The organism is Paenibacillus sp. FSL L8-0638 (assembly GCF_038593075.1).
GTDB lineage: Bacteria > Bacillota > Bacilli > Paenibacillales > Paenibacillaceae > Paenibacillus > Paenibacillus polymyxa_D.
Genome location: NZ_CP151960.1, coordinates 567,658 through 591,130, shown reverse-complemented (window position 1 = coordinate 591,130; position 23,473 = coordinate 567,658). Strand labels below are relative to the sequence as shown.

Annotated in this window: 22 protein-coding genes; 7 read left to right on the top strand and 15 right to left on the bottom strand. The window is 47.1% G+C overall.

What is annotated here, in order from left to right:
- Positions 1 to 188: 188 nt before the first annotated feature.
- Together MKY35_RS02630 and MKY35_RS02625 are read right to left on the bottom strand one after the other, a co-directional pair.
- The gene (locus MKY35_RS02630) at positions 189 to 1,025 is read right to left on the bottom strand and encodes a carbohydrate ABC transporter permease (RefSeq protein WP_342445504.1); all 837 of its coding nucleotides are present in this window, start codon (positions 1,023 to 1,025) and stop codon (positions 189 to 191) included.
- Positions 1,026 to 1,907: a sugar ABC transporter permease gene (locus tag MKY35_RS02625; RefSeq protein WP_029515990.1), complete on the bottom strand. Its 882-nt coding sequence runs from the start codon at positions 1,905 to 1,907 to the stop codon at positions 1,026 to 1,028. It abuts the gene before it with no gap.
- 208 nt (positions 1,908 to 2,115) lie between these two features.
- Here MKY35_RS02625 and MKY35_RS02620 point away from each other — a divergent pair, with 208 nt between their 5' ends.
- Positions 2,116 to 3,930, top strand: coding sequence for a histidine kinase (locus tag MKY35_RS02620; protein WP_342445503.1), 1,815 nt, complete (start codon positions 2,116 to 2,118; stop codon positions 3,928 to 3,930).
- 7 nt (positions 3,931 to 3,937) lie between these two features.
- Positions 3,938 to 5,599: a response regulator gene (locus tag MKY35_RS02615; protein WP_342445502.1), complete on the top strand. Its 1,662-nt coding sequence runs from the start codon at positions 3,938 to 3,940 to the stop codon at positions 5,597 to 5,599.
- Here the strand turns inward: MKY35_RS02615 and MKY35_RS02610 are convergent.
- From MKY35_RS02610 to MKY35_RS02600, 3 genes are all read right to left on the bottom strand, one after another.
- Positions 5,529 to 6,116: a GNAT family N-acetyltransferase gene (locus MKY35_RS02610; RefSeq protein ID WP_342445501.1), complete on the bottom strand. Its 588-nt coding sequence runs from the start codon at positions 6,114 to 6,116 to the stop codon at positions 5,529 to 5,531. The genes MKY35_RS02615 and MKY35_RS02610 overlap by 71 nt on opposite strands.
- Before the next feature lie 112 nt (positions 6,117 to 6,228).
- The gene (locus tag MKY35_RS02605; RefSeq protein WP_342445500.1) at positions 6,229 to 7,353 is read right to left on the bottom strand and encodes an NADH-dependent flavin oxidoreductase; all 1,125 of its coding nucleotides are present in this window, start codon (positions 7,351 to 7,353) and stop codon (positions 6,229 to 6,231) included.
- 247 nt (positions 7,354 to 7,600) lie between these two features.
- A complete protein-coding gene (locus MKY35_RS02600) occupies positions 7,601 to 8,551 on the bottom strand; it encodes a bile acid:sodium symporter family protein (RefSeq protein ID WP_342445499.1) in 951 nt (316 codons plus the stop codon).
- A gap of 243 nt (positions 8,552 to 8,794) precedes the next feature.
- Between MKY35_RS02600 and MKY35_RS02595 the strand changes: the two genes are divergently transcribed.
- On the top strand, positions 8,795 to 9,550 hold the full coding sequence (locus tag MKY35_RS02595) for a tryptophan-rich sensory protein (protein WP_342445498.1): 756 nt from the start codon (positions 8,795 to 8,797) through the stop codon (positions 9,548 to 9,550).
- Between the two features lie 161 nt (positions 9,551 to 9,711).
- Here MKY35_RS02595 and MKY35_RS02590 read toward each other — a convergent pair whose 3' ends face one another.
- Positions 9,712 to 10,092, bottom strand: coding sequence for a RidA family protein (locus MKY35_RS02590; protein WP_013308546.1), 381 nt, complete (start codon positions 10,090 to 10,092; stop codon positions 9,712 to 9,714).
- A gap of 264 nt (positions 10,093 to 10,356) precedes the next feature.
- Here MKY35_RS02590 and MKY35_RS02585 point away from each other — a divergent pair, with 264 nt between their 5' ends.
- Positions 10,357 to 10,884: a sigma-70 family RNA polymerase sigma factor gene (locus tag MKY35_RS02585; RefSeq protein ID WP_342445497.1), complete on the top strand. Its 528-nt coding sequence runs from the start codon at positions 10,357 to 10,359 to the stop codon at positions 10,882 to 10,884.
- Positions 10,881 to 12,149, top strand: coding sequence for a DUF4179 domain-containing protein (locus MKY35_RS02580; protein ID WP_342445496.1), 1,269 nt, complete (start codon positions 10,881 to 10,883; stop codon positions 12,147 to 12,149). The genes MKY35_RS02585 and MKY35_RS02580 overlap by 4 nt, the downstream gene beginning before the upstream one ends.
- Positions 12,150 to 12,226: 77 nt before the next feature.
- On the opposite strand, the gene MKY35_RS02575 is transcribed toward MKY35_RS02580, so the two are convergent.
- From MKY35_RS02575 to MKY35_RS02550, 6 genes are all read right to left on the bottom strand, one after another.
- Complete coding sequence (locus MKY35_RS02575; protein WP_342445495.1) at positions 12,227 to 12,946, bottom strand: NAD(P)H-binding protein; 720 nt, start codon at positions 12,944 to 12,946, stop codon at positions 12,227 to 12,229.
- Between the two features lie 46 nt (positions 12,947 to 12,992).
- A complete protein-coding gene (locus tag MKY35_RS02570; protein ID WP_342445494.1) occupies positions 12,993 to 14,438 on the bottom strand; it encodes an ATP-binding protein in 1,446 nt (481 codons plus the stop codon).
- A 175-nt stretch (positions 14,439 to 14,613) separates the two neighbouring features.
- Positions 14,614 to 16,116 (bottom strand): HD domain-containing phosphohydrolase, encoded by a 1,503-nt coding sequence (locus MKY35_RS02565; protein ID WP_342445493.1) that lies wholly within the window; start codon positions 16,114 to 16,116, stop codon positions 14,614 to 14,616.
- A gap of 728 nt (positions 16,117 to 16,844) precedes the next feature.
- Positions 16,845 to 17,153 carry a hypothetical protein gene (locus MKY35_RS02560; RefSeq protein ID WP_342445492.1) on the bottom strand — a complete coding sequence of 103 codons (309 nt, stop codon included), beginning with the start codon at positions 17,151 to 17,153 and terminating at the stop codon, positions 16,845 to 16,847.
- Positions 17,154 to 17,251: 98 nt separating this feature from the next.
- Entirely contained in the window at positions 17,252 to 17,374 is a 123-nt protein-coding gene (locus tag MKY35_RS02555; RefSeq protein WP_256026045.1) for a hypothetical protein, read from the bottom strand.
- A 340-nt stretch (positions 17,375 to 17,714) separates the two neighbouring features.
- Positions 17,715 to 18,020 (bottom strand): hypothetical protein, encoded by a 306-nt coding sequence (locus MKY35_RS02550; RefSeq protein ID WP_238794843.1) that lies wholly within the window; start codon positions 18,018 to 18,020, stop codon positions 17,715 to 17,717.
- 164 nt (positions 18,021 to 18,184) lie between these two features.
- On the opposite strand from MKY35_RS02550, the gene MKY35_RS02545 reads away from it, so the two are divergent.
- The gene (locus MKY35_RS02545) at positions 18,185 to 18,553 is read left to right on the top strand and encodes a VOC family protein (RefSeq protein ID WP_029516003.1); all 369 of its coding nucleotides are present in this window, start codon (positions 18,185 to 18,187) and stop codon (positions 18,551 to 18,553) included.
- Here the strand turns inward: MKY35_RS02545 and MKY35_RS02540 are convergent.
- The 3 genes from MKY35_RS02540 to MKY35_RS02530 form a co-directional block, all read right to left on the bottom strand.
- Positions 18,538 to 20,202 (bottom strand): CoA-disulfide reductase, encoded by a 1,665-nt coding sequence (locus tag MKY35_RS02540; protein ID WP_342445491.1) that lies wholly within the window; start codon positions 20,200 to 20,202, stop codon positions 18,538 to 18,540. The two genes, MKY35_RS02545 and MKY35_RS02540, sit on opposite strands and share 16 nt — an antisense overlap.
- A 190-nt stretch (positions 20,203 to 20,392) precedes the next feature.
- Complete coding sequence (locus MKY35_RS02535; protein ID WP_342445490.1) at positions 20,393 to 21,685, bottom strand: homocysteine synthase; 1,293 nt, start codon at positions 21,683 to 21,685, stop codon at positions 20,393 to 20,395.
- Positions 21,686 to 21,838: 153 nt separating this feature from the next.
- Positions 21,839 to 22,477: a flavin reductase family protein gene (locus MKY35_RS02530; RefSeq protein WP_342445489.1), complete on the bottom strand. Its 639-nt coding sequence runs from the start codon at positions 22,475 to 22,477 to the stop codon at positions 21,839 to 21,841.
- Between the two features lie 98 nt (positions 22,478 to 22,575).
- Between MKY35_RS02530 and MKY35_RS02525 the strand changes: the two genes are divergently transcribed.
- On the top strand, positions 22,576 to 23,265 hold the full coding sequence (locus MKY35_RS02525) for a winged helix-turn-helix domain-containing protein (RefSeq protein WP_342445488.1): 690 nt from the start codon (positions 22,576 to 22,578) through the stop codon (positions 23,263 to 23,265).
- Positions 23,266 to 23,473 lie beyond the last annotated feature (208 nt).

Sequence of the window (23,473 nt, the reverse complement as noted above, 5' to 3'; positions counted from 1 at the left end):
TGAACTCGAAAAATTCATGTGGCGACGGAGCAAAGGGAATGGTGCTGAACAAGCGATAGCGCTCGCCTTTGTCTCTAGATTCCCACCTTTATTCGTTTATTCAGGGAAATCTGGAGGCAACAGCGATGGTAAGCACCCGTCCGTTTGCGGAGTGGCACACCGTGTACATTTTCAGCTCATTCCCACACTCAACCCTTGACTGAACCCGCCATAATACCTTGTATAATATATTTTTGCATGGCCAGAAAGAATGCGATGACTGGCAAGATGCCCAGCACCAGAGCAGGCAAAGCCAAATCCCACTGCTTCGTGTATTGTCCGAAAAAGGCATAGGTCGCAATCGGAATCGTGCGCAGCTCAGCCTTTTGCAGTACCAGAGAAGGCAGGAGATAATCATTCCAAATCCAGAGCGTATTTAAAATAATAACAGTTACCATCATCGGCAGCATCAACGGATACACAATTCGGAAAAACACTCCGTAAGGCGTACAGCCGTCCACCGTAGCTGCTTCTTCCACCTCGACTGGCACACCTTTGACGAATCCATGAAAGAGAAAGATCGACATTGGAGCTCCGAATCCCAGATAACAGATGACCAGACCACTTATACTGTTCATTAAATCCAGTGTACTTATAACCTTGACCAAAGGAATCATCACCGATTGAAAAGGAATAACCATAGCAGCTACGAACAGGCTGAACAACACTCGATTATAACGCGTCGGACGCCGGACCATTCGGTAAGCTGCCATTGAGCTGATCAGTACGAGCAGCAGATTACTAACTACCGTAACCACGAATGAATTCCATAAAGCTTCGGGAAAACGCGTGATGCTCCACGCTCTAGCGTAGTTGCTCCATACAAAGGTTTGTGGCCAGGCCGCAGAATCGGTGAGCAGGTCACCAAAGCTTTTGACCGAATTCACGAATAAAAAGTAAAACGGGACGAGGAATAACAATGCGACGAGGATCATCACTATCTCGGTCGCCCATGTTCCAAAGCGGTAGCGCTTGCTTGTTTCCATTTACGCTTCCACCTCCCGACTTTTCGTCAGTCGTACCTGAAGGCTCGTAACCAGAGCAACAATGATAAAGAAAATGAGTGCTTTAGCTGTTCCCAGCCCATAACGATTATTCACAAACGCTTCATTGTAAATATTGAGTGCAACCGACTCTGTGGACCCGAAGGGACCGCCTTTGGTCAGTGACAAATTAAGATCGAACATTTTGAATGACCATGATATCGCCAGGAAAAGACAAACCGTAACGGCAGGCATGATTAAAGGAAGTATAATCGACCGCAAAATTTGCATCCGACTAGCTCCGTCAATTTCGGCTGCTTCTAGCATATCGCGGGGCACATTGGTTAGGGAAGAGATATAAATCACCATCAAATAACCGGCAGTTTGCCAGATAAACACGATTACAATGCCCCAGAAGGCCGTGATCTCATCTCCCAACCAGGACAGATTGAAGAAGGACAAGTTCGTGCTCTCTCCGATTGCTGCAAATCCCTTGACGAAAATAAACTGCCAGATAAAGCCCAGCAACAGACCTCCGATCACATTGGGCATAAAAAAGATGGTCCTTAGTACATTTTTTGTTTTCAACGGTTTGGTTAGAAAATACGCCAGCAGAAAGCCAAAAATATTCGCAGCCACCACTCCTACCACCGTAAAACGGACCGTAAACCAGAACGCTGTCCCAAATTTGTCATCATTCCATAAAATGTGACTGAAATTATCCAGCCCGACCCACTTTGCCTGATTGGCTACTCCATTCCACTCTGTAAAAGAATAGTACATTCCGAGCATGAAAGGGATTACAATAATGATAACGAAAAATAACGTCGAGGGCCCTACAAAAATCCATTGCTGTAGCCATTGCGACGACTTGGCGCGATTCAAACCGATCCCCCCCTTATGTTGTCTATTGGTGTCTGGAACGCTCCTTTACGGCTTTCTTTCAGCAGTATGATGTTTGGGCCGTAAGGATATGCGATTCACATGTTCATTATGTCGAATAAGCGCTCTTGAGAACACGTAGGATCGTGAACCATTAAGGGGGAAAATATTGACCTCTGGCTCGCCTTGAATTGTGAAAGGAGCTCACTGCATGAAATTTTACAGTATTCGTTCTCGCCTAATCTGGTTTTTGCTCATTGCAGTCACCCTGCCGCTACTGCTGTCGATGACCATGACCTTCGTTCTCACCAAGCAATCCTTGCGGGAGCAGGCCACACAAGAAAATGAGCGGCTTATTTTTCAGGGAATTACGAATTTGGATAACTATTTACAGGGTTTGAATCGCGCGTCCATCGGAGTCTATAATGACCCTCATTTTCTGCGTAATCTGGCCAAAATCCCGGATGATTACCGGGCCGTCGCTGAAATATACACCACTCTGCAAACGATGATGAATGCTACGTCAGGCATTGACCAGGTGTATTTGCATTCTTTTGAGGCTGGGCAATCTACGCTGATTACCAGCACGGCTCCTCTACGGGAATTCCGGCTGGAGCCCTTTACCGGTTTTATTCATTATGGCCCTTCCGGACTGTTCATACAGCCCACGCATATGAAGCATTTGTACGGCTTTTCGGCGGTTTCCTATGCGGAGCACAACACAGAGCAGCAGGTATTTACACTTCATCGAGCGATTCGGAACATTCCTGCCTCAGAGACGCTTGGGGTACTGGCTATAGATGTTGATCTGGAGCCGCTGCGCAGTATTTGCCGTCAATTGTATGATGCGGATACAGAGGAGCTGTTTTTAATCGATCGAAACGGAACGATCATATATAGCGGAAAAGAAGCATTAATTGGAACACACTGGAAGGAATCTGACCTGCTCAATCGAATTTCTAAGGAAGACGAGCACGGAGTGATAGAGGATGATACAGCGTTGCACGTGTACGGCAAGCTGGATGCCAATTTGTCAGGCTGGACACTCGTCAAGAAAATACCACATCGTACGCTGTATTTACGGGCTACCCGCCTGACTCAGATCAATGCGGTCATTACAGGCGCAGCATTGCTACTTGCCATTGTTGCCACGTTATGGATTTCGATAAAAATCACGGCACCTATTAAGCGACTGACTCGCTACATAAACCAGATTCAGTCCGGTCAACTGGATGTAGACATTCGGGCCATGAGTAACGATGAAATCGGAGTACTGTCGCGCCGTTTCAGACAGATGATGGATACCATCAATAACCTCATTTTGCGGGAATACAAGCTGGAGCTGGCTAACAAGACACATCAATTGAAAGCGCTCCAGGCACAGATTAATCCTCACTTTTTATATAATACGCTACAGTCTATTGGAACCCTGGCTCTACAGCATGAGGTGCCGCGAATTTATTCGTTGCTCTCTTCCCTTGCCAAAATGCTGCGCTATAATATGAGGGACCATACGGTCGTTACTCTTAAGGAAGAAGCCGAACATGTAAAACAATATCTTGATTTACAAAAGGAACGCTTCGGTGAGCAATTAGAGGTCACTTACCAGTGGGAGGATGAGGTCCTGAATGATCGGGTGCCTAAAATGATTCTCCAACCGTTGGTGGAAAACTACTTTAAACACGGTGCCGATCCCCGGCTGGGGCCCGGTGAAATTCGCATTACAGGTAGCCGAATCCGGGAAGGTATTGTGAAAATAACAGTGGAAAATAACGGAACTAACATTCCACAAGCCGAGTTGGAGCAACTCCAGCATATGTTAAAACGTCCGCTAAAAGCCTACGAGGAGCCAGACACTAGCGAGCAAGACTCCATTGGCCTTCGTAATGTTCTATTGCGTATTCAGCTTCACTCGGAGGATGGTTCTAACACCCTGTGCGTAGACAACATTCTGCCTCATGGTGTCCGGTACACACTCGAAATTCGCACGGAAACCCATACGGAGATTCATATTAAGGGAGAGTGATCTGTCAATGAAAGTCCTGATTGTGGATGATGAGAAGCATGTGCGCCATGCCATACGGATGCTCGTACATTGGGAAGCTTGCGGTGTGAGCGAGGTGATTGAAGCCGAGTCGGGCGATCAGGCGATTGAGGTCATTACCGCCCTATCCCCACCCGTTGTACTCACGGATATGCGGATGCCCGGCAAGGATGGAATAGCACTGATGGAGTGGATTCAAGTCAATTCCCCAGCAACTAGAGTCGTGGTGGTCAGTGGCTATGATGATTTTGAATTGGTTCGACAGGTCATCCGCCGGGGAGGCATGGACTATATTCTTAAGCCCGTGGATCCAGTGGAGATTAACGAGGCTGTAAAAAAAGCCACTCAAGCCTGGCGGACAGCAGAGCAAGACCGGAACAGGCAGACGATGCAGGCAATGGAGGTCAATCGGATGAGGCCACACTATGCTGATAAGCTCCTGACTGAAATCGTTTCCGGGATAGCGAATACCCCTCTTTCCATTACGCCCTTACGCGAGGAGCTACGTCTTCCCGCAGCTATTCAGATATGTAATGCAGCTGTGATGAGTACTACTCAGCTGGATGCCGATATACTGGACAAATATAAAACGCGGCGTGCGCTTTTGAGCTTTTCCCTCACTAACATCTGCAACGAATTTCTCGGAACTTCTCAAACCGGAGTTGCATTCCGTCATCTGGAGCGTATGGACGAAATTATTCTGCTATATTGGGGCGATCCATCTCGTTGGTCAAAGCTCTTGCAGGATATTCATACAGGAATCAAAACCGCTTTGCGGTGCTACATGCACATCGGGGTTGGCTCTTTTGGTGCCTTTCCCATAGCGGCAGCCACTGCCTACCAAGAGGCACGGCAAGCGTTGTGGAAACGGGATGTGTTGCAAACCGCTGACTGGATGCACCAGAGTGCCCAGACACGGCAGAGCATTCGTCTTCCCCAGTTGCCTGAGATGGAAGAGGAACTACGACTTAGTGCACTTAGCTGTAATGCCAGTCGTGTATCTATAGCGGTAGGCCGCTGGATAGCAGTCGTAGCCGAGCTGCCTTCGGTTACAGCAGAGCAGCTCGCCAGTTGGAATCAGGAGTTGGACTGGATGCTGGCCCGCTGGCTGAATGACAGACCCGGTGATACCGATGGCGAGGAATTGGCGGATGAGTCCAGCTCCATTCATGCCTTGCCGGTCGACAACCGCGGCATGCTTTCGTTGCCCTTATGGCAAAGACAGATCGAAAACCGACTGCTAGCAGCCGGTCAGGCACTTACACCAAGCCATAGTCCAAACAACCCGACCATCCGTGATATTGCCCGCTATCTGGATGCACACTACGACGAGGACATTTCTCTTCAGGATATGGCGAGCCGCTTTTACCTCAGTCGGGAATACATTTCTCGTAAATTCAAGCAGGAGTACGGGGTTAATCTGTCGGACTATTTGTGCCAGATCAGGATGGGCAAGGCAAAGCTATTACTGCTGAATGACAAGCTGCGCCTTCATCATATTGCCGGTATGGTCGGTTATCAGGATGAAAAATATTTTGGCAAGGTGTTCAAAAAACTGGAGGGGGTCACGCCTGGCGAGTTCAGAAGACGCCATTCTGCAAATCCTCAGCCGTTATCGCATACAGCACGTGATCTTCCCACACACCATTAATCTTCAAGTAGTTGAGAGCCAGCCCTTCGCGGCGAAATCCTGCCTTTTCCATCACTCGATTGGAAGGCGTATTTCTTGGCATCACTCCTGCTTGAATACGGTGTAATTCCAACTCGTTCAGGGCGTAGCGTACAATATCCTTCACTGCGGAAGTAGCATAGCCTTGTCCGTGGTAAGCAGGATCTACAAAGTAGCCCAGATTGGCGTTTTGAAAGGGGCCTCTAGCGACACCCGACAGCTCTATTCTGCCAATCAGCTTATTATTTTCCGGCAAAAAAAGTCCAAACGTATATCCCTGTCCGGCTTGTGCCGCTTCCAAACCGTTGGAAATCAGACGCGTCTGTTCTTCCAGGGTAAAGTAAACTTCAGGCCGTTCTGGCTCGAACGGTTTGAAAAAATCAAAATTTTCACGTCTGATCTCTAATAAACGTTCTGCATCATTTACTTGCAACAGTCGAATCTGTAGCCCCGGATGGGTGGACTTCATCAAAATCGCGCCATTAGTTCCATGTAACATTGTCAGTTTCCTTCTTTCTCAGTTATTCCTATATTATTGTGTTCACGGTCACAAGACAGGAAAATACCCCAGGTGCATGAGAGCAGCCTAGGGTATCTCCGTCATTCAAAATTTAGTCCGTAACAGGCATCCAGCCTGGAAGGGTCGTCAACACACCCCACAAATAGTCAGGAATAACTAGCTCCTGCTGAGCTTGCTTGGATAAGGTTGTGCGAATGGTATCTTCTGTGCCGTTTTGCACCTTCTGAACCCATTGCGGCTCCATCAAAAGCGGACGTCCCAGCGATACAAGCGGTACACCTGTCTCCAGTGCTGCAAGCGCCTCGTCCGGTGTATTCAGCGATCCGACTCCCATAATCGGCACACGGTTACCTACCTTCTCATGGATGAGAACGGTACGTGACCGTTCGTCACTACGGTCACGGAACGAACCACCGAAGAAATGATTTACGGAAATGTGCAGGTAATCCAGCCCTTGATCCGCCAGACGGTCTACAAGCACCATCGTATCATCCAGCGTGATGCCTGGCGTGTGTCCTTCCTCAGGAGACAAGCGGTAACCGAAAATGAATGGACGCTTCGCATGCTCTGCGATCACTTTTTTCACTTCGTGAACAACCGCCAGCGGGAAGGTCAAGCGTTTCTCAAGGCTTCCTCCCCATTCATCAGTACGAATGTTGGAATGCGGGGAGAAGAACTGCTGCACCAGGTAACCATTCGCTCCGTGCAGCTCCACACCATCATAGCCTGCTTCAATCGCGCGGCGGGTTGCTTCGCCATAGGCGCGGATGACGCGGTGGATATCATCGGATGTCATTTCACGCGGCACGGGTGCGCCTTCTTTTTCCTCGGCTACTGCGCTTGCACTAATCGGTTGTCCGTCTGGAATCTGATCCGGTGGACACAGGCGGCCACCATGATAAATTTGCAGGATCGCTTTCGCGCCCTCTTGATGAATCGTATCTGCCAGACGACGGAGACTCGGAATCATTTCATCCTTGTCCGCACCGAATTCATTGACAAAGCCTTTGCCATCTGGAGTTACATACACACAAGCGGTAATAACCGCGCCCACACCACCGGAGCGTTCACGGTAGTATGCCAGTTCCTCGTCACTCACTTCACCATTTTCGTGGGAAGCAAAGTTAGTCATAGGTGCCATGGTAATACGGTTCTTCAACGTAATACCGGATGGTAGGGTAAAAGCTTCAAATAGAGAATTATATTTTGGGTTCATTCTTTCTCTCTCCTTCAGTTTAAATCAGATCAGATAATATAAGGCTGTTGTGCATGAAGCCGAATACGAATTCGATGTAGTTTTCCTCCATAACGACTCAAACTACTGTTGCTTACTTAAATACAGTGGTTATAATAACCACAGTATAATGATCCGCAACTATAAAGTCAAATCTATCCTTTCTGACCATCCCTAAACTGTTCGAAAAAGCTGAACCGTAGCCCTTGGCACAAGCCACTAACAAAGCTTAATGCTTCCGGGTTGTGCTTTTCTTCTCCTCCCGGCGGGAAAACCAAGTCGCGAGCAACGAGCCGGAAATATTATGCCACACGCTAAAAATCGCACTCGGTACAGCAGCAATCGGGTTAAAATGAGCTGCTGCCAGCGCAGCACCCAGTCCGGAATTCTGCATTCCCGTTTCCAGCGTAACAGCTTTACGCTTGGAAAGATCCATGCCGAACAGCTTGGCAAACCAATATCCAAGCAGGAACCCGATTCCGTTATGCAAAATAACCACACCAAAAATAATCGGACCTGTCTCCAAAATCTTGCCTTTGCTACCTGCAATCACAATAGCCACGATGAGCATAATCACCAGTGTTGATATGAGCGGCAGCGCCTGGACACTGGCTTCTGCCTGTTTGCGAAATAGCGATTTGATGATAACACCCAGCACAATGGGGACAATAACTACGATGAGAATGTCCATGATCAGGGACTTCGCATCAATATTCATCCAACGTCCAGCAAGCAGGTTAATCATCGCCGGGGTAGCCAGTGGAGCAATCAGCGTCGACACCGAAGCAATCGATACCCCCAACGCCACGTCGCCTTTGGATAAAAGCGTCATTACGTTGGACGCAGTTCCACTCGGGCAACAGCCTACCAAAATGACACCTACCGCAATATCCGGTGGCAGCTGCAATACTAATGCCAAGCCAAAGGCCAGAAACGGCATAATCAGATAATGCCCGACCACACCAATAGCCACATCCACTGGACGCCGGAATACTTCGCGAAAGTCAGCCGCAGATAAAGTTAGCCCCATCCCGAACATGACAATGCCCAGAAATAACTGTATGTATCCTTTCATCCCTGTAAACGCCGCAGGAAAGAAAAACCCCAAGCATGCAAATAAAAGTACCCAAATGGAAAAGGTCCCTCCTACAAATTTCCCTACTTTCTCCAAGCCATTCATTCTACTTATCTCCTTACTTCTATATAAGTTGAACCTGAGGAAATCCAGCTTATATAGTGCTTAAAATTTTTATCATTGTACTACATATGACTGCATATACATACCACTTTTTATGATTATGCCGGGATCAAGAAACTTTTTCCCGTTCGGACATATTCGAAAGCAAAGTGGGTATATTCATAGTAGAAGATTGTGACCAGTCGGTCATTTTGGATCATCATTCGTTGAGGAGGAGATATCCCAATGTCACGAAGCCATCCGTATAAATGGTGGAATATTATTGTATTTATTGCTGTCGTTCTCATTAACTTTCTGGCTTCTACACTTCCTATCGGTGGCAGAAGTACTGCTGCTGTATCCAACATGTACCCTACCTTGATCACCCCAGCGGGTTACGCTTTTTCCATCTGGTCAGTCATCTACGTGCTGCTCGCCTGCTTTGTCGTGTATCAAGCTACACCTACAGGGCAAGCCAAGACAAGCGTTCAATCCATCGGTATTTTTTTTATTCTAAGCTGTGTTTTCAATATCATCTGGATTTTCCTCTGGCAGTATGTATACGTAGAACTGTGCGTCATCGTTATTATTTTATACTTGCTTTCCTTGGGCGTCGTGTATGTACGTACCCGCACACCTCAGCCAACCCGCGGAGAAATGTGGTTCGTCAAGCTACCGTTCAGCCTCAACCTCGGTTGGGTATCCGTTGCTACTATTATCAATATTGCAGTGGCACTGGAAAAGAATGAATGGAGTGGCTGGGGACTCAGCGATACGACATGGGCGATCATCATCCTGCTCATCGGCACCATATTGGCGATCATGGTCAGCTTCCCTTATCGTGACAGCATTTATCCTCTCGTATTTGTATGGGCCTATATCGCCATCGCCGTCGAGCATCCGAACCATGAAAATGTACGGCTGGCTGCATTGATCTTGGCGGCAATCATTCTGGTGTACGCCCTATGGCTATTCTTTGCCCGTAATCGAGACCGGGATTAAAGAAACTATTGATATCTACTAGCAAAAACAAGCGAGTTCGGGTCTGAATCATCTAGCCCAAGCTCGCTTGCTTTGTTTATTCATTTTATCCAATATGATTAGGTATAGACTTTGATCAAATCTATAAGCTTGCTTGTTGAGTGATCTACACCGGGTACAGACTATTCGCCCTTCAATGCAATGACTTCAATCTCCACCAGTGCATCCTTAGGCAGACGGGCTACCTCCACCGCACTGCGTGCTGGATAGGGTTGCTCAAAGAAAGAACTGTACACCTCATTGACGCTGACAAAATCGTTCATGTCCTTCAGGAATACAGTCGCTTTCACAACCTGGTTCATGTTGCTGCCTGCCGCTTCCAGAATGGCTTGTACGTTGCTCAAGGACAGGCGTGCCTGCTCCTGTACATCCTTACCAAACTCACCTGTTGCCGGATTCAGTCCAAGCTGTCCCGAAGTGTAAATAAACCCGCCTGCCTCTACCGCTTGGCTATAAGGACCGATAGCACCGGGTGCTTTTTCAGTAGCAATTGTTTTTTTCATATGGGTTGGATTCTCCTTCCTGATACTGGTTCACCGTATTATAGCATGTGAAGTCCAAAGCCACTATTCCGTGCGACGGATTAACGCACCGGGTTTCTATTAAGACATCCGTTGCCACGTTGCTATATTTTTTTTATATCCGCTGTAACCTTTAGCGTCTATGTATCATCTAACTCCTGTAACCTGCTACAAAATAAATTCTACAAATCCAGATACAGGTACAATGATCATAGCTAAGTATAGACGGGAAAGGAGCACCATCCTTTGAATCTCGAAACAAACTTACACCAAGCAAGGCAGGGGGACCGCAAGGCATTCGTCACCTTGATGAAACATATGGAAGCCGATATGTATGGTATGGCGCGTTCCATTCTTCACAGCAATGAAGATTGCGCGGACGCAATGCAAGAGGCGATGCTCAAGGCATACCAGTCTCTGGGTGAGCTGCGTGAACCTCGCTATTTTAAAACATGGCTGCTTCGCATCCTCATTAATGAGTGCCATCTCATTATCCGCAAGCAAAAACGGATCGTACCCGTGGCCGAATTTATAAAGGAACCCTCCACCTCGGGCGGATATGAAAAAATCGAACTGCGCGAGGCCATCGACCACTTGGAGGAATCCATGCGAACCGTAATTTCCCTCCACTATTTGCGGGATATGCCGATCAGAGAAATATCAGAGGTACTGGATGTATCAGAGGGAGCCGTCAAAACACGATTGCACCGTGCTCGCAGAACATTAATGGGCCTGCTACAAAATCGCGGAGAAAGGAAGGCGACCTTTCAATGATCCCTTCAGAGTTTGAGAAACAGAATCAAGAGCTGGATCGGAAATTACAATCAGAAAAAGAAAACTTGGAAGCTGACACGGTAATGATTCCCGATTTGGTAAGAGAACGCTTAGATGCATTTTACACACAAATGGAATCGGATGTGGAGCCGTTATCCAAATCCCCTTCCTTACAGCGATCGGTCAAAAGATTCCTTCGCGGAACCGCAATTGTCGCTGCTTCTGCGGCTGTCATTAGCGTTATGATCATTGGTAGCGCCTTTGTTTCACCAACAATGGCAGAATCATTGAAACAAGTTCCCCTTGTAGACAGCGTGTTCAGGCTTGCTGGGGATCTCGGGCTGCAAACCGCTGATCAGAGAGGGTTGGCAACTTCCTCGAATCTCAGTGTTACCCATAGCGGTATTACGTTAAAGGTACCACAAATCATATTTGACGGGACACGCTTGGTCGTGGCGTTGGAAAAGAGCGGCGGAGATTCACAACATCAAACCCTATATCCGACCAGCCATACACAAGGACAGCCTGAAGAAGACATTCTGGAGAAAGTGGACCTGTTCATCAATGGAACATCGGTCAATAGCAATAATGGCGCCTTTAATTTCATGTATGGCCGCCCAGGCAAAGACAGTAATTCTATGCTGATTGCGTATATGCGTGATTCTGCCAGTGGTAAACCCGTCTTACCAGATCAGTTTGAGCTAGAGGTATATGCAAAGTTAAAAGGTGTAGCCGAGCCGTTTCGCATACAAACCACGGTTCACAAAACTAAAATAAATAACAAGACACTTCAGCTGCAAATAAGCAAGTCTAATCCGTATCTTGCATTTACGGCAGAAAAGGTAGAAATGACACCCATCACGACCAAGATCACAACATCGTTCAAAATGCTGACCGATATTGCACATATGCCGGATGAGTACACCGTGAAGCGAGAGTACAATGACATCAAAAATGGACAAACGATCCAGTACACCAAAAAAGAATTGGATATGCTTGATTATGCGGTATTCGACGAGCAGGGAAGAGAACTCCAACTCCTGAGCGGCTCTGGAGTCCCTCTTACCAAAGAACGTAACAGCAAAATGATCACCCTGTTTACTCCTTTTGTGGATACTCCCCAGAAGATCATTTTCAAGCCTTATATCTTGCCAACACAACCAGGGGGCAGTGCCCTGCTTGATGCTAATGGCAACTGGACACGCCATTACATGGATGAATTAGAGATTACGATGGATGTGCCGCAACATACAGACCACCAATAAAACACAAATAACGCCGCTGCTGCCCGAATCATCGGGCAGCAGCGGCGTTATTGTCATTTTTAACCCTAGCTGTGGTTTTACATATTCTCATCAGGAGCCGTTCCTGAACCAGTTTCCTCATCATCGGATGTTAGTTCCGCACCGATGACCCGAATAATGTCGTTCGGATAAATATGTACACCGCTCGCCTGCGCAAGAGCGATCCGTACCATGGCTCGTGCGATGACCGAAGCCGGGATGGCACGGTAGGAAGCCAGCTTGCCTGTCATCAAGCCGTCCAGCGCTTTCATGACAACAGCGGCAGCGGCTTCGCCCAAACGTCGTTCAGGTCTCGCTCCCAAGATCAGCGACGGACGGAACAAATGCAGCGCAGACAGCCCGATAGCGGCAAGTGCCTCTTCAGCCTCACCCTTGGTGCGGTTATAAAACACGCGTGAATCTGGATCGGCCCCCATCGCTGAGATAGCTAGCATCTGTACAGCACCAGCCTCTTTGCCCAACTGGGCAGCTAGCACTGGATAGTCCACATCCACCTGACGGAACTGCTCCTTGGAGCCAGCCTTTTTCATCGTTGTCCCAAGGCAACAAAAAACATCATCCACCCCCTCGAAGGCGAACGCCGCTTTCTGTGGCTGTTCCCAATCGATAAGCGCCTGCTCCAGCTTGGGATGCTTGATGTCCAACGGACGTCTGCCCATAACCATGACGCGGTTGTATTCCTTTTGCACCAGCAGCTCTCGTACAACATAACCCCCGACAAGCCCTGTTGCACCCACAACGACCGCTTTACGTTCCATGATAGACCTCCTTTGTGCCATAACGCTCCTGCTCCTACAATTGCGATTAGGTTAATTTAAAGGGTTGTTCGTCCGCCTCCTTGCTTTTGGACGGACACATCGGTAGGTACAGGGAAAATGTACTTCCCTTGCCCTCCTCACTCTCCAGACGGATAAACCCGCCCAACAAGCGGGAAAAATCACGGCTGATGGACAATCCCAACCCAGTTCCTCCATATTTACGATTAATGGAACCGTTCGCCTGCTGGAATGCCTCAAAAATAACGTGTTGCTGAAGCTTGGAAATGCCGATGCCCGTATCTTTTACAGCAAATACAACCCAATCTCCCTCCTGTCCCTTTCGATCCAGATGTTGTGTACTGATTTCCAGCAATACACGTCCTTCATGAGTGAACTTAAAGGCATTGGACAACAGATTACGCAAAATTTGCTGTACACGTTTGGAATCGGACCGAATTTCATTCGGTATAGGCTCATGCTCCTTTAAGCTGAATTCCAGGTTTTTATCCTTCGCAGTGACTTCAAACTGCATCATCATCACCTGCGCAATTTCACGCACATTGACCGGCTCACTTACGATTTCCATGTGTCCAGCCTCGACCTTGGACAAGTCCAGAATGTCGTTGATCAGTTGGAGCAAATCATGCCCCGAGGCATAGATGAGATCGCTGTACTGGTATAGCTCGTCCTCATCCAGTTCCTTTCCCTGCTCGTTGATAATCTGCGCCAGGTTAATAATGCTGTTAAGAGGTGTACGTAACTCATGCGACATCGTTGCCATAAAATCCGATTTATATTGGGAAGCCATCATCAGTTGCTTGGCACGTTCCTCTAGAATGACCTTTGTCTTCTGCAACTCATCTCGCTGCTCTGATAACAACTCATTCGCCTGCTTAATCTGATGATTCCGCTGTTGCTCCATCTGAAAGTCCCGTAAAATCAGAGCAAATAGAAAGCTGAGGACGATGCCGATTGGCAGTGTCAGAGGAACAACCTCCGCTACATAATAGCGCCAGGGAATGACGCCCAGGCAGGCTATATTTAACGTATTTACGATATTAACCGCTAAAATGGTCACCGATGCCTTGATAATCAGACGCCAGGTGGAACGCCGCATCCAGTAGTTCAATCCGGCGCACAGGACGCCCAGAATGCTCATATTCAAAAAGCCGACCCACGCCGCCATATGCAGACCAAAGGTAAATCTCGTAAGTCCGATTGCGACCCCAATAATAATAAGCGTATAGGAGCGGGGATACACCAATGCCGCGATAATCAGCGGTACAAAACGCAGATCAAAAATAACCGTTTCACTAAAATTAAAACCAAAGCAAGAGCTGACCCATCCGCCAAATATCACTAACAGCACGGAGCTGACATATTTGAACCGCAAAGAGGTACGACTCAAACCATATTTATAAATCACGTTCGCCACATAGGCAACGGCAATCAGCATCCCTAAATTCATTAGAAACATCATTGAAAATTGCATGGACTCACACTCCCATAGCGCAAAAAATTGGATGCCAGGCCTATGTTAACCGCGTCTGCCTTTCTTGTACATCATAACATGAAGCCCCATCTTTCGACATGTCAAAAGATGCTTAGCTCCCTATATAAAAAAGCGAACCTCAATGGCTCGCTCTAATGTGCTGATACCTATAGAGTCAGCTTGTGATGCCTTTGTTCCGGCGCCACTCCTTGACAAATAATTCGGCAAAATAAGGGTCCCATTGGGTTCCCTTTCCCTCTTCCAATATCATAACCGCCTTCTCTTCCTTCATACCTTGCCGATAGGGGCGATTAGACGTCATTGCATCATAAGCATCCGCTACAGCAATGATTCGCCCAAATAGGGGGATATCTTCCCCAGCGAGCTGGTCAGGATATCCCTTGCCATCATAACGTTCATGGTGCGAGCGCACGCCAGGCAAATAAGGGGCCATAGCATAAGCCGGTTCAACTTGCCGGAGAATGCTCTCCCCCATAACCGGGTGCATTTTAATCTGATCAAACTCCTCGTCCGTCAGCTTGCCGTCCTTGAGTAGCACAGCGTCAGCCACGCCGATTTTACCGATATCATGCAGCAAGGCTGTTTTGCGCAGCAAATCGAGGTCCGTCTCATTCAAACCTCCCTTGCGCCCAATGAGTACAGAGTATTCAGCTACACGCAAAGAATGTCCTGCGGTATAGGCATCTCGTGCATCCAGTGCTGCCGCCAAGGTGGCGAAGTAACTGTCCAATAGCTGACCGTTCTTTTCTTCCCGTTCCTTCAGGCCCTCAATCATCATGTTAAATCCTTCGACCAGCTCCGCAAATTCGTCCGAATACAAATCGCTGGCATTACTGTTCAGGCGGCCTTCCTTCACTTCATTCATTTTTTCCAGCAGGTGGTGGATCGGCTGTTCGATCTCACGGGTCAGCAACCTGCCTCCCAGATAAGCAAAGGCTACACCAAAGATTAAAATCGCACCCGCCCATGCCCAATAGGAACTAGAATTCGCCGCCTCCAAACGTTCCAAGCGAATCTGTGTAGCTAAACAAAATAAAAATAAAGGAAAAGCACCAATGAGCGTCGCACTTAACTGAAATTTATGCCGAAGCGATAGCAGGACTCGTCCTCGCAGGGACAGGCTCAATCCATATTGCTGGTAGGTTCGATCCCGAATTTCCTCCAGCAGTGGTTTGATTGCTCTCATGGTCAGGAAAAATTCAACCAGTGCGTGCATGGAAGCGACCAGACAAGCTCCTATACAGGCGATTCCTACATAATAAAAGGGAAAAGTAAGTTGTCCAGTATGTATCATCCATAACGCAATGACGGTTGCCGGGATAGAGAAGCCTAACAAATGCGGTCCTACAATACGTAAAACTGACAAATTAGGCAGATGATGAACCCGGATATACACCGCTTCTACATCCTTGAGCGTTTCCTGGTTACCTAGAAAAAAACGATGAACCGGTCTCAAATGGATTCGAAACACTATGGTTTCACAAGCAATCATAATGACGCTGGAAAATGCAATAATTTTAACAAGACCCAGAATTTCATAGTGGGCAACATTTAACGTGGAAAATACAAAAATCATACCTACCAACAATACAGCGATAAACGAACCTATAATATAGTTCAGGATAACATGCTGAATAAAGCGCTTATAGGTCGGCAAATTGCTACCCCTCTTTTCATCCGTACACTCTAAAATATCTTGTGTATTCAATATCGGAGTCCAACCATCAAAAGTTTACCTTCTTGCTTGAGCATTTTACAATACGAAGACGGCTTTTAGTCTGCAATTTATAGATGGGAAATCATGCTATTCTAATTAAGAAACCAAACACACCTTGTGTTTTAGATATATTCCTGCTATACTATTAAAGTATGTATTAACCCCATAAGATTCCACGCAACAAGCTATTACTCCTAATCACCGTATGGAGCTTCTCCAAATTTTATGTATAACCCTAATGTAGAATTTTGAGCTTTTGCCGAAGATTTTCACATTCACACTGGCGCGGTCATCGGAGCCGCAAGGACGAAAGAGAGGTAGGGCTTTTGTCGTTTGGAAAATGAACAGTGGAATCACACTGCCCCTTATGAACATGCTGACCATATATTGCAAGGTAGCAGGGGTTGAATATATATTATGCCATCAAACGATGAAGTTTGGGCAAGCTGTGCAGTACATGCAAACTGCACCCATCCTCCGGATGATCCCCGGGGGATTTTTCATTTTACGGAAACCGTATCATGAACAAAAAAATGACCCCGTCGATACATCGACAGGGCCTATAGCTTGATCAAAAAGGGGTTAATAGGGTCATTATAGTCTCGCTTTCTTAAAACTAAATGATATGCACCTTAAAAACTCATTAATTCTCCAGTTTTATATACCTTTTAATAATTCGTCCAATATTCTGTACCATCGGTCGGCATCGTTTGCGTAGTGGAACGTCTTGTTTCGGCTTGAGTGCGCCTTTGGGTCGAGGGACGCTCCCATCCTTCCAGTAAAACAACATGTTGGGTACCCGAATTGTTTTCCCAAGTGATGTAGCGCTCCTGTTCCATATGTCGCAAGGCGACTTTAATTTCAGCGTCTCGCTTGCCCGTTTTTACGGTCAATTCCGCCATTGTGGGCATGTGGCGATGCTGGGCGAAATAATTATACAAAATACGTAGCAGCTTTCGTTCCAAATCTGGCAACATCGTCTTCCCTCCTACAAAGAACATATGTTCCCATTATAACACATAAAAATGCACCCTCCTACTGGAAGATGCACTGGGCTTGTATTCCCATGTTGAATTTAGTTTTTTTCCTTCTCTTGACGACCGACAGAGCGCAGCCACCAAGCGACTCCACCAACACTTCCAAGTGCCAGAACCGTTAAGAAAATAATATAGAACAAATGAAATGCACGATCACTCATGGCAATCGCCTCCCTTACTTTATGTATACACTTTCCAGCTAAGCCTGTAAACCTCTTTTTGATCCCACATTCTAAATTTCCCCAAGAACTCGACAATAGATACTTGCTTGAGATCCATCGGTGCATACTAACTAAAAATGGTTAATACCAAATATGAGACAGACCAAGGAGGTTATCGAATATGAAATTCCTATTGATCGTGATCATCGTCGTGCTGATCGTTGTGTTGCTTATGAGAAGACGCAGATAAGCGGAGACATCCTGCATGGTTAAAAAGGAATACAAAAAGGGCTTTCGGCACATCACCGAAAGCCTTTATTCATCTGAGGTTAGGGCTAAATTACGCCTTGTTCTTCTTGCTATATTTAATAAAAGCAATTACAAGCGCTACAGCAAACAATATTCCGCTGACTACCCATGTTGTCAGAAATGCCATACCCAAACCCACATTAGACCCCATCGTCGGGTGCTGCATGGCAGTAAACACCGAGCCCTGCATCATAAATATGGTACAGAATAAAACAACGGGCGCCAAAATAATCGTGCTTGCCGTCTTCCGACTACCAGATACTGCGATCACGCACAGAGCGGAAATCACCAAGATTACCCAATATATAACTGCTTCCCAAATCACTGAAGTGCCCACTGTTCAACCTCTTTTCTATCCATTCGTATATGACTCTTCTATTGTAACAGACGTCACACAGTGAACCAAGCCATAATTTGATCAGAAAGGGGGTAAACTCTGCGAATAACGTAAATAATGTACAGTAGCAATCCTACATTAAAGACAGGAAAGGAAATGATTCCATGAGAAGTGCAAGCCCTTTTGTCATTGTAAACGACGTGCAGCAGTCAATTGACTATTACCAATCGGTTTTAGGCGGAAAAATCAAAGTGCTAAACAAGCAGGAAGGCAGACTCTTGCACGCTGAACTTCACCTGGGTAGCAGTCATATCCATTTTTCGGATTCCTACGGTAAGCCGCTGAAAGCACAGCATGTACAAATCATTCTCGACTGTGAAAGTGAGGACGAGCTTAAGCAGGCTTACCACGCACTAGCAGAAAAAGGTACCGTTACCGTGGAGCTACAAGATACTTTCTTTGGTGCGCTGCACGGCGAAGTAACGGATCACCTTAACCAGATTGGATGGGTGATGAACTATTTTAAGAGATGATCACGTTCAGCCATAACCGAATACGTCTTATAGCCACCATCAACGTTCCTCACCCGATAACCGTATTGGGTCAAAATTCGGGCCGCAATATAGCCTCGCAGACCAACTTGGCAGGATACCGCGATCTCCAGATCACTAGGGATTTCCGCCATCCGCTCTCTAATCTCGGCCAGAGGAATATGAATCGAACCTGGAATGGCTCCTGCCTGTAGCTCCACTGCATCCCTAACATCAATAATAAGACCACCCTTTCGGTGAAAATCATCAACTTCATGCCACTGTATCGTTTGGACCAGCCCATCCATGATATTCGAAGCCACGTAGCCCGCCATATTCACAGGGTCTTTTGCTGAAGAATAGGGAGGTGCGTAAGCAAGTTCAATATCAGCCAGTTCTCGGACGTTCAAATGACCACGAATAGCCGTCGCAATGACATCAATTCTTTTGTCTGCTCCATCAGCTCCAACAGCCTGCGCCCCATAGATCATCCCATTCTCGGGATTAAAGAGCAGCTTCATAGCGATGGGTGATGCGCCAGGATAATAACCAGCATGCGAACCGGGATGAATATGAACAGCCTGATAAGGAACGCCCAGCCGCTGTAATGTTTTTTCATTATTACCTGTAGATGCTGAAGTCAATGCAAAGGTCTTAATGACGGATGTTCCGAGCGCCCCATCATAAGAAATTGTCTGACCGTTAATATGATCCGCTGCCAAGCGCCCCTGACGATTGGCTCCCCAAGCTAGCGATACCATCGTTGCAAACCCATGATTGCGGTCCTTGACCTGGATGGCATCCCCCACCGCATAAATGGCCGAATCGCTGGTTTGCAGTTGGGCGTTGACCTGGATGGCGCCGCGAAAACCAAGTTCCAATCCGCTTTGCTTGGCCAACTCATTTTCAGGAACAACACCGATCGCCAGAATAACCATGTCCGTCTGAAGTACACCCCCGGAGGTCAAACGAAGTTGTGCACCCTGCTCTTCAAAAGCCGTGACTCCTTCCTCTAAACGCACCTCCACCCCGTTCAGTCTCATATGCTGTTCTACCCATTTGGCCATTTCAGGGTCCAGTGGATTCAATAATTGTTGTCCCCTATCAATAATAGTTACTGCAAGTCCACGCTCCCGCAAATTCTCGGCCATCTCCAGCCCAATAAATCCGGCCCCGATCACCGTGACATGCTGGGGATGTCTTTCATCTACATATGCTTTAATGACGTCCGTGTCATGAATGTTTCTTAATGTAAATACATTCACAGCTTCATGTAATCCGGGAATGTCCGGTATCATCGGTTTGGCTCCCGGCGACAATACCACAATATCGTATGACTGCTCATCTGTTTCCCCTGTAACCATATCGCGGAAATGGACGAGCTTCTGCTCGCGGTCTATTTGTATCACTTCTTTCAGTACCCGCACATCTATATTAAAACGGTCTCTTATCCCTTGAGGCGTCTGGAGAAACAGCTTCTCCCGCGCAGGGATTGCCCCGCCAATATAGTAGGGAAGGCCACAGTTCGCAAAAGAAACATGCTCTCCGCGTTCAAACAGAGTAATCTCGTCTTCCTCATTCCATCTACGCAACCTCGCAGCAGCAGAAGCTCCACCTGCTACCCCGCCAATAATAACTATTTTTCTACCCACTTCTTCCCCTCCTCATATACCCTACGGGGTATAATATATACCTATGGGGGTATGTTGTCAACACGCAAAAAAAGACGGAGGTTGCCCCCCGCCTGATCAACCCTGAACGAATACCGATCTGGGTCGAAAAATCACTTGCGATGCTACACGAATGCTCTGTCACACTTAGTCTAAGAAGAGTCTACTGCTACTACTGCTGGCTGGCCGCGATCGCCTGCTCCAGATCATACAATATATCGTCTATTGCTTCTGTCCCGACAGATAGGCGTAACAGCTCCGGTTTTACTCCGGCAGCAACCTGTTCTTCCTCATTCAACTGCTGGTGCGTTGTGCTTGCCGGATGAATAATCAAAGACTTGGAATCACCTACATTCGCCAAATGAGAAAATAGCTTTACATTCGCAATTAGCTTGCTTCCCGCCTGGCTTCCACCTTTAATACCAAAGGTCAGGATTGCTCCTTGTCCTTTCGGCAAATACTTTTGAGCTAATGCGTAGGACGGGTGGCTCGGCAACCCGGTGTAGCTGACCCACTCCACATCCTTGTGGCCTTCGAGATATTGCGCTACCTTCAAGGCATTTTGACTATGTCTTTCCAGCCGCAGATGAAGTGTCTCCAAGCCTTGAAGCAGCAGCCATGAATTGAACGGAGAAATGGCAGCTCCCAAGTCCCGTAGCAATTGCACCCGTGCCTTGATAATATATGCGATAGGTCCCACCGCCTCGGTGTAAACAACTCCGTGGTAGCTCGGGTCCGGCTCAGTCAGCCCCGGGAAACGACCACTCGCTTTCCAGTCAAACTTGCCGCTGTCCACGATCACCCCACCAATAGACGTACCGTGTCCGCCAATAAACTTCGTTGCCGAATGCACAACAATGTCCGCTCCGTATTCAATAGGACGCAATAAGTAAGGACTTGGGAACGTGTTATCCACAATCAGCGGAATACCATATTCGTGCGCAATCGCCGCTACTGCTTCCACATCCAGCACATTGCCCTGTGGATTGCCAATCGTTTCGGCAAAGATGGCCTTCGTTTTACCCGTAATGGCATGGCGGAAATTCTCTGGATCATCCGAATCGACAAAATGTACTTTAATGCCCAATTTGGGCAGTGTTGTAGAAAATAGATTATATGTACCACCATACAGACTGGAGGCCGACACAATTTCATCTCCAGCTCCCGCAATGTTCAGAATGGAGAAGGAAATCGCCGCCATTCCCGAAGCTGTGGCCAACGCGCCAGCCCCGCCTTCCAGTGCGGCAATCCGTTGCTCGAACACATCCGTGGTCGGATTCATCAGACGCGTATAAATGTTGCCGAATTCTTTCAGCGAGAACAAATCAGCCGCATGCTCGGCATCCCGAAATCCATATGAAGTGGTTTGGTACAACGGAACGGCGCGAGAAAAGGTAGTAGGATCAATCTCTTGTCCGGCATGGACAGCGAGAGTTTCGAATGACAGCTTGCGTTCTTCTGACATGATTATTTCCTCCCTTGTTATACGTGCTGTATGAATCGTCTCTTCCTGTATGCGTAGTCATGGATGATTTTTCAATTATTCTCGCATAAAAAGGACGATTTGGGAAGATAATTCTCATTATTCAGGTAGGATATTATCATTTTACTTAAAGCATCAGGTTTCAGATCGGAAGGTTTTGCCCAAATGCTCACCCAAACCAAAATAATGGCGGAAATTATAGATTAGCGGACTCCACTTTGCCGGATCAATATGATTCTCACCGAGGATGATATCCTGATGAACATGCACCTGTATGGCTTGGGTTTCGACGATCGCAAAATCAGGAGAATGGTTAGGGATTCTTACATCCTTCACCTTGGCTTCAATTTGAATAGGACACTCCCTAATTCGGGCGGGCTTGACTCTATTCGACTCAATCGAAGTGAGTCCGCTGATCTCATACTTATCTTTATGGTACATAAATCCATGTTCCTTCTTTTCCGCTGGAACAGGATTCTTGCCTGTATAAGGAGCCAAACGTTCTACATTCTCCCACATCGAAGGCCCCGGGACGTTGATTACACATTCGGGATGCTGCTTCATATTTTCAAATGCTTTCCCGCCAATTCCAATACCTAGTACCACACAATCTCCTAATGCCCACGAGGAGGAAATGGGGCTAATATTGGTTGTTCCATCCTCATTCACCGTATTGAGTAAAATCACAGGGGTTCCGTAATATAAAATGCTCGGGTTAATCGTTTTAACGTCTGGGGTATGATTCATCTTATTCATCTGATTTGTTGGGTTCATTATCTCTTCTCCTTCTATTCAGATCTACCTCCCTATTGTAAAATATAAATATTTCAACCTTCATCGAAGTATGGATTACAAAGGGGGATAACCGTGCCATGAGCACCAAGTCAAATGTAGCCATGATTGCTTCTCTTGTTAGCGAGCCTTCCCGTGCAGCTATACTCACCGCTTTATTAGACGGCAGGTTCCACACGGCAAGTGAATTGGCCCATATGGCAGGCATCAAACCGCAAACGGCCAGCTTCCATCTGGCTAAAATGACCGAGGCACACGTCGTTACTGTGGAAAAACAAGGGCGTCACCGTTACTATGGCATTCAAGACCCCGAAGTTGCCCGGGTGATGGAGTCATTTTTATCCATAGCTCCACCTGTTCCAATCAAGTCATTCAAACAAGCCTCCGAAAACGAGGCCATACGGTTGGCAAGAACTTGCTACGATCATGTTGCGGGTCAATTAGGCGTACAGCTCATGAATTTTTTCATGCAAAAGGGGATTCTTTCCGAGGATCAGGACGGGCTTCATATTACGGACCAAGGAGAGACTTTCTTCACTGACTTTCAGATTGACCTTACAAAAACAAGACAAAAGCGCCGCTCCTTCTCACATAAATGCCTGGATTGGAGTGAACGACGCCATCACCTTGCAGGTGCTTTAGGAAGTGCTATTCTGGACAGATTATTTGAATTAAATTGGATCGAGCGTCTGCCTACAACCCGAGCGATACGTATTACAGCCGAGGGTAAAGGAGGTTTTAAAGAGATATTTTCGATAGAGGTCGACTAGATCATCAGAGTCCTTTTATTTTTCGCATTACCTCAAATCAAGCAGACTGTTTGAATTGGGCAATAGCAATGGCGGAGTCCTGAAAGTTAACTCCTGTCGTAGTAAGCAGGATAAATTAAGAAGCTTTCCCGCTCTGATCCGCCGCTTTTGCCCCATCTGCCGGAGAAGGTTGAATGGTATTATGAAAAAAGGTAGCCACAGCCACATA

What these genes read in the sequence shown, in the direction of transcription:
- MKY35_RS02630 (WP_342445504.1), bottom strand. Translation starts at nt 1,025, where the DNA reads ATGGAAACAAGCAAGCGCTACCGCTTTGGAACATGGGCGACCGAGATA.
- MKY35_RS02620 (WP_342445503.1), top strand. Translation starts at nt 2,116, where the DNA reads ATGAAATTTTACAGTATTCGTTCTCGCCTAATCTGGTTTTTGCTCATT.
- MKY35_RS02615 (WP_342445502.1), top strand. Translation starts at nt 3,938, where the DNA reads ATGAAAGTCCTGATTGTGGATGATGAGAAGCATGTGCGCCATGCCATA.
- MKY35_RS02610 (WP_342445501.1), bottom strand. Translation starts at nt 6,116, where the DNA reads ATGTTACATGGAACTAATGGCGCGATTTTGATGAAGTCCACCCATCCG.
- MKY35_RS02605 (WP_342445500.1), bottom strand. Translation starts at nt 7,353, where the DNA reads ATGAACCCAAAATATAATTCTCTATTTGAAGCTTTTACCCTACCATCC.
- MKY35_RS02600 (WP_342445499.1), bottom strand. Translation starts at nt 8,551, where the DNA reads ATGAATGGCTTGGAGAAAGTAGGGAAATTTGTAGGAGGGACCTTTTCC.
- MKY35_RS02595 (WP_342445498.1), top strand. Translation starts at nt 8,795, where the DNA reads ATGTCACGAAGCCATCCGTATAAATGGTGGAATATTATTGTATTTATT.
- MKY35_RS02590 (WP_013308546.1), bottom strand. Translation starts at nt 10,092, where the DNA reads ATGAAAAAAACAATTGCTACTGAAAAAGCACCCGGTGCTATCGGTCCT.
- MKY35_RS02580 (WP_342445496.1), top strand. Translation starts at nt 10,881, where the DNA reads ATGATCCCTTCAGAGTTTGAGAAACAGAATCAAGAGCTGGATCGGAAA.
- MKY35_RS02575 (WP_342445495.1), bottom strand. Translation starts at nt 12,946, where the DNA reads ATGGAACGTAAAGCGGTCGTTGTGGGTGCAACAGGGCTTGTCGGGGGT.
- MKY35_RS02570 (WP_342445494.1), bottom strand. Translation starts at nt 14,438, where the DNA reads ATGCAATTTTCAATGATGTTTCTAATGAATTTAGGGATGCTGATTGCC.
- MKY35_RS02560 (WP_342445492.1), bottom strand. Translation starts at nt 17,153, where the DNA reads ATGTTGCCAGATTTGGAACGAAAGCTGCTACGTATTTTGTATAATTAT.
- MKY35_RS02555 (WP_256026045.1), bottom strand. Translation starts at nt 17,374, where the DNA reads ATGAGTGATCGTGCATTTCATTTGTTCTATATTATTTTCTTAACGGTT.
- MKY35_RS02545 (WP_029516003.1), top strand. Translation starts at nt 18,185, where the DNA reads ATGAGAAGTGCAAGCCCTTTTGTCATTGTAAACGACGTGCAGCAGTCA.
- MKY35_RS02535 (WP_342445490.1), bottom strand. Translation starts at nt 21,685, where the DNA reads ATGTCAGAAGAACGCAAGCTGTCATTCGAAACTCTCGCTGTCCATGCC.
- MKY35_RS02530 (WP_342445489.1), bottom strand. Translation starts at nt 22,477, where the DNA reads ATGAACCCAACAAATCAGATGAATAAGATGAATCATACCCCAGACGTT.
- MKY35_RS02525 (WP_342445488.1), top strand. Translation starts at nt 22,576, where the DNA reads ATGAGCACCAAGTCAAATGTAGCCATGATTGCTTCTCTTGTTAGCGAG.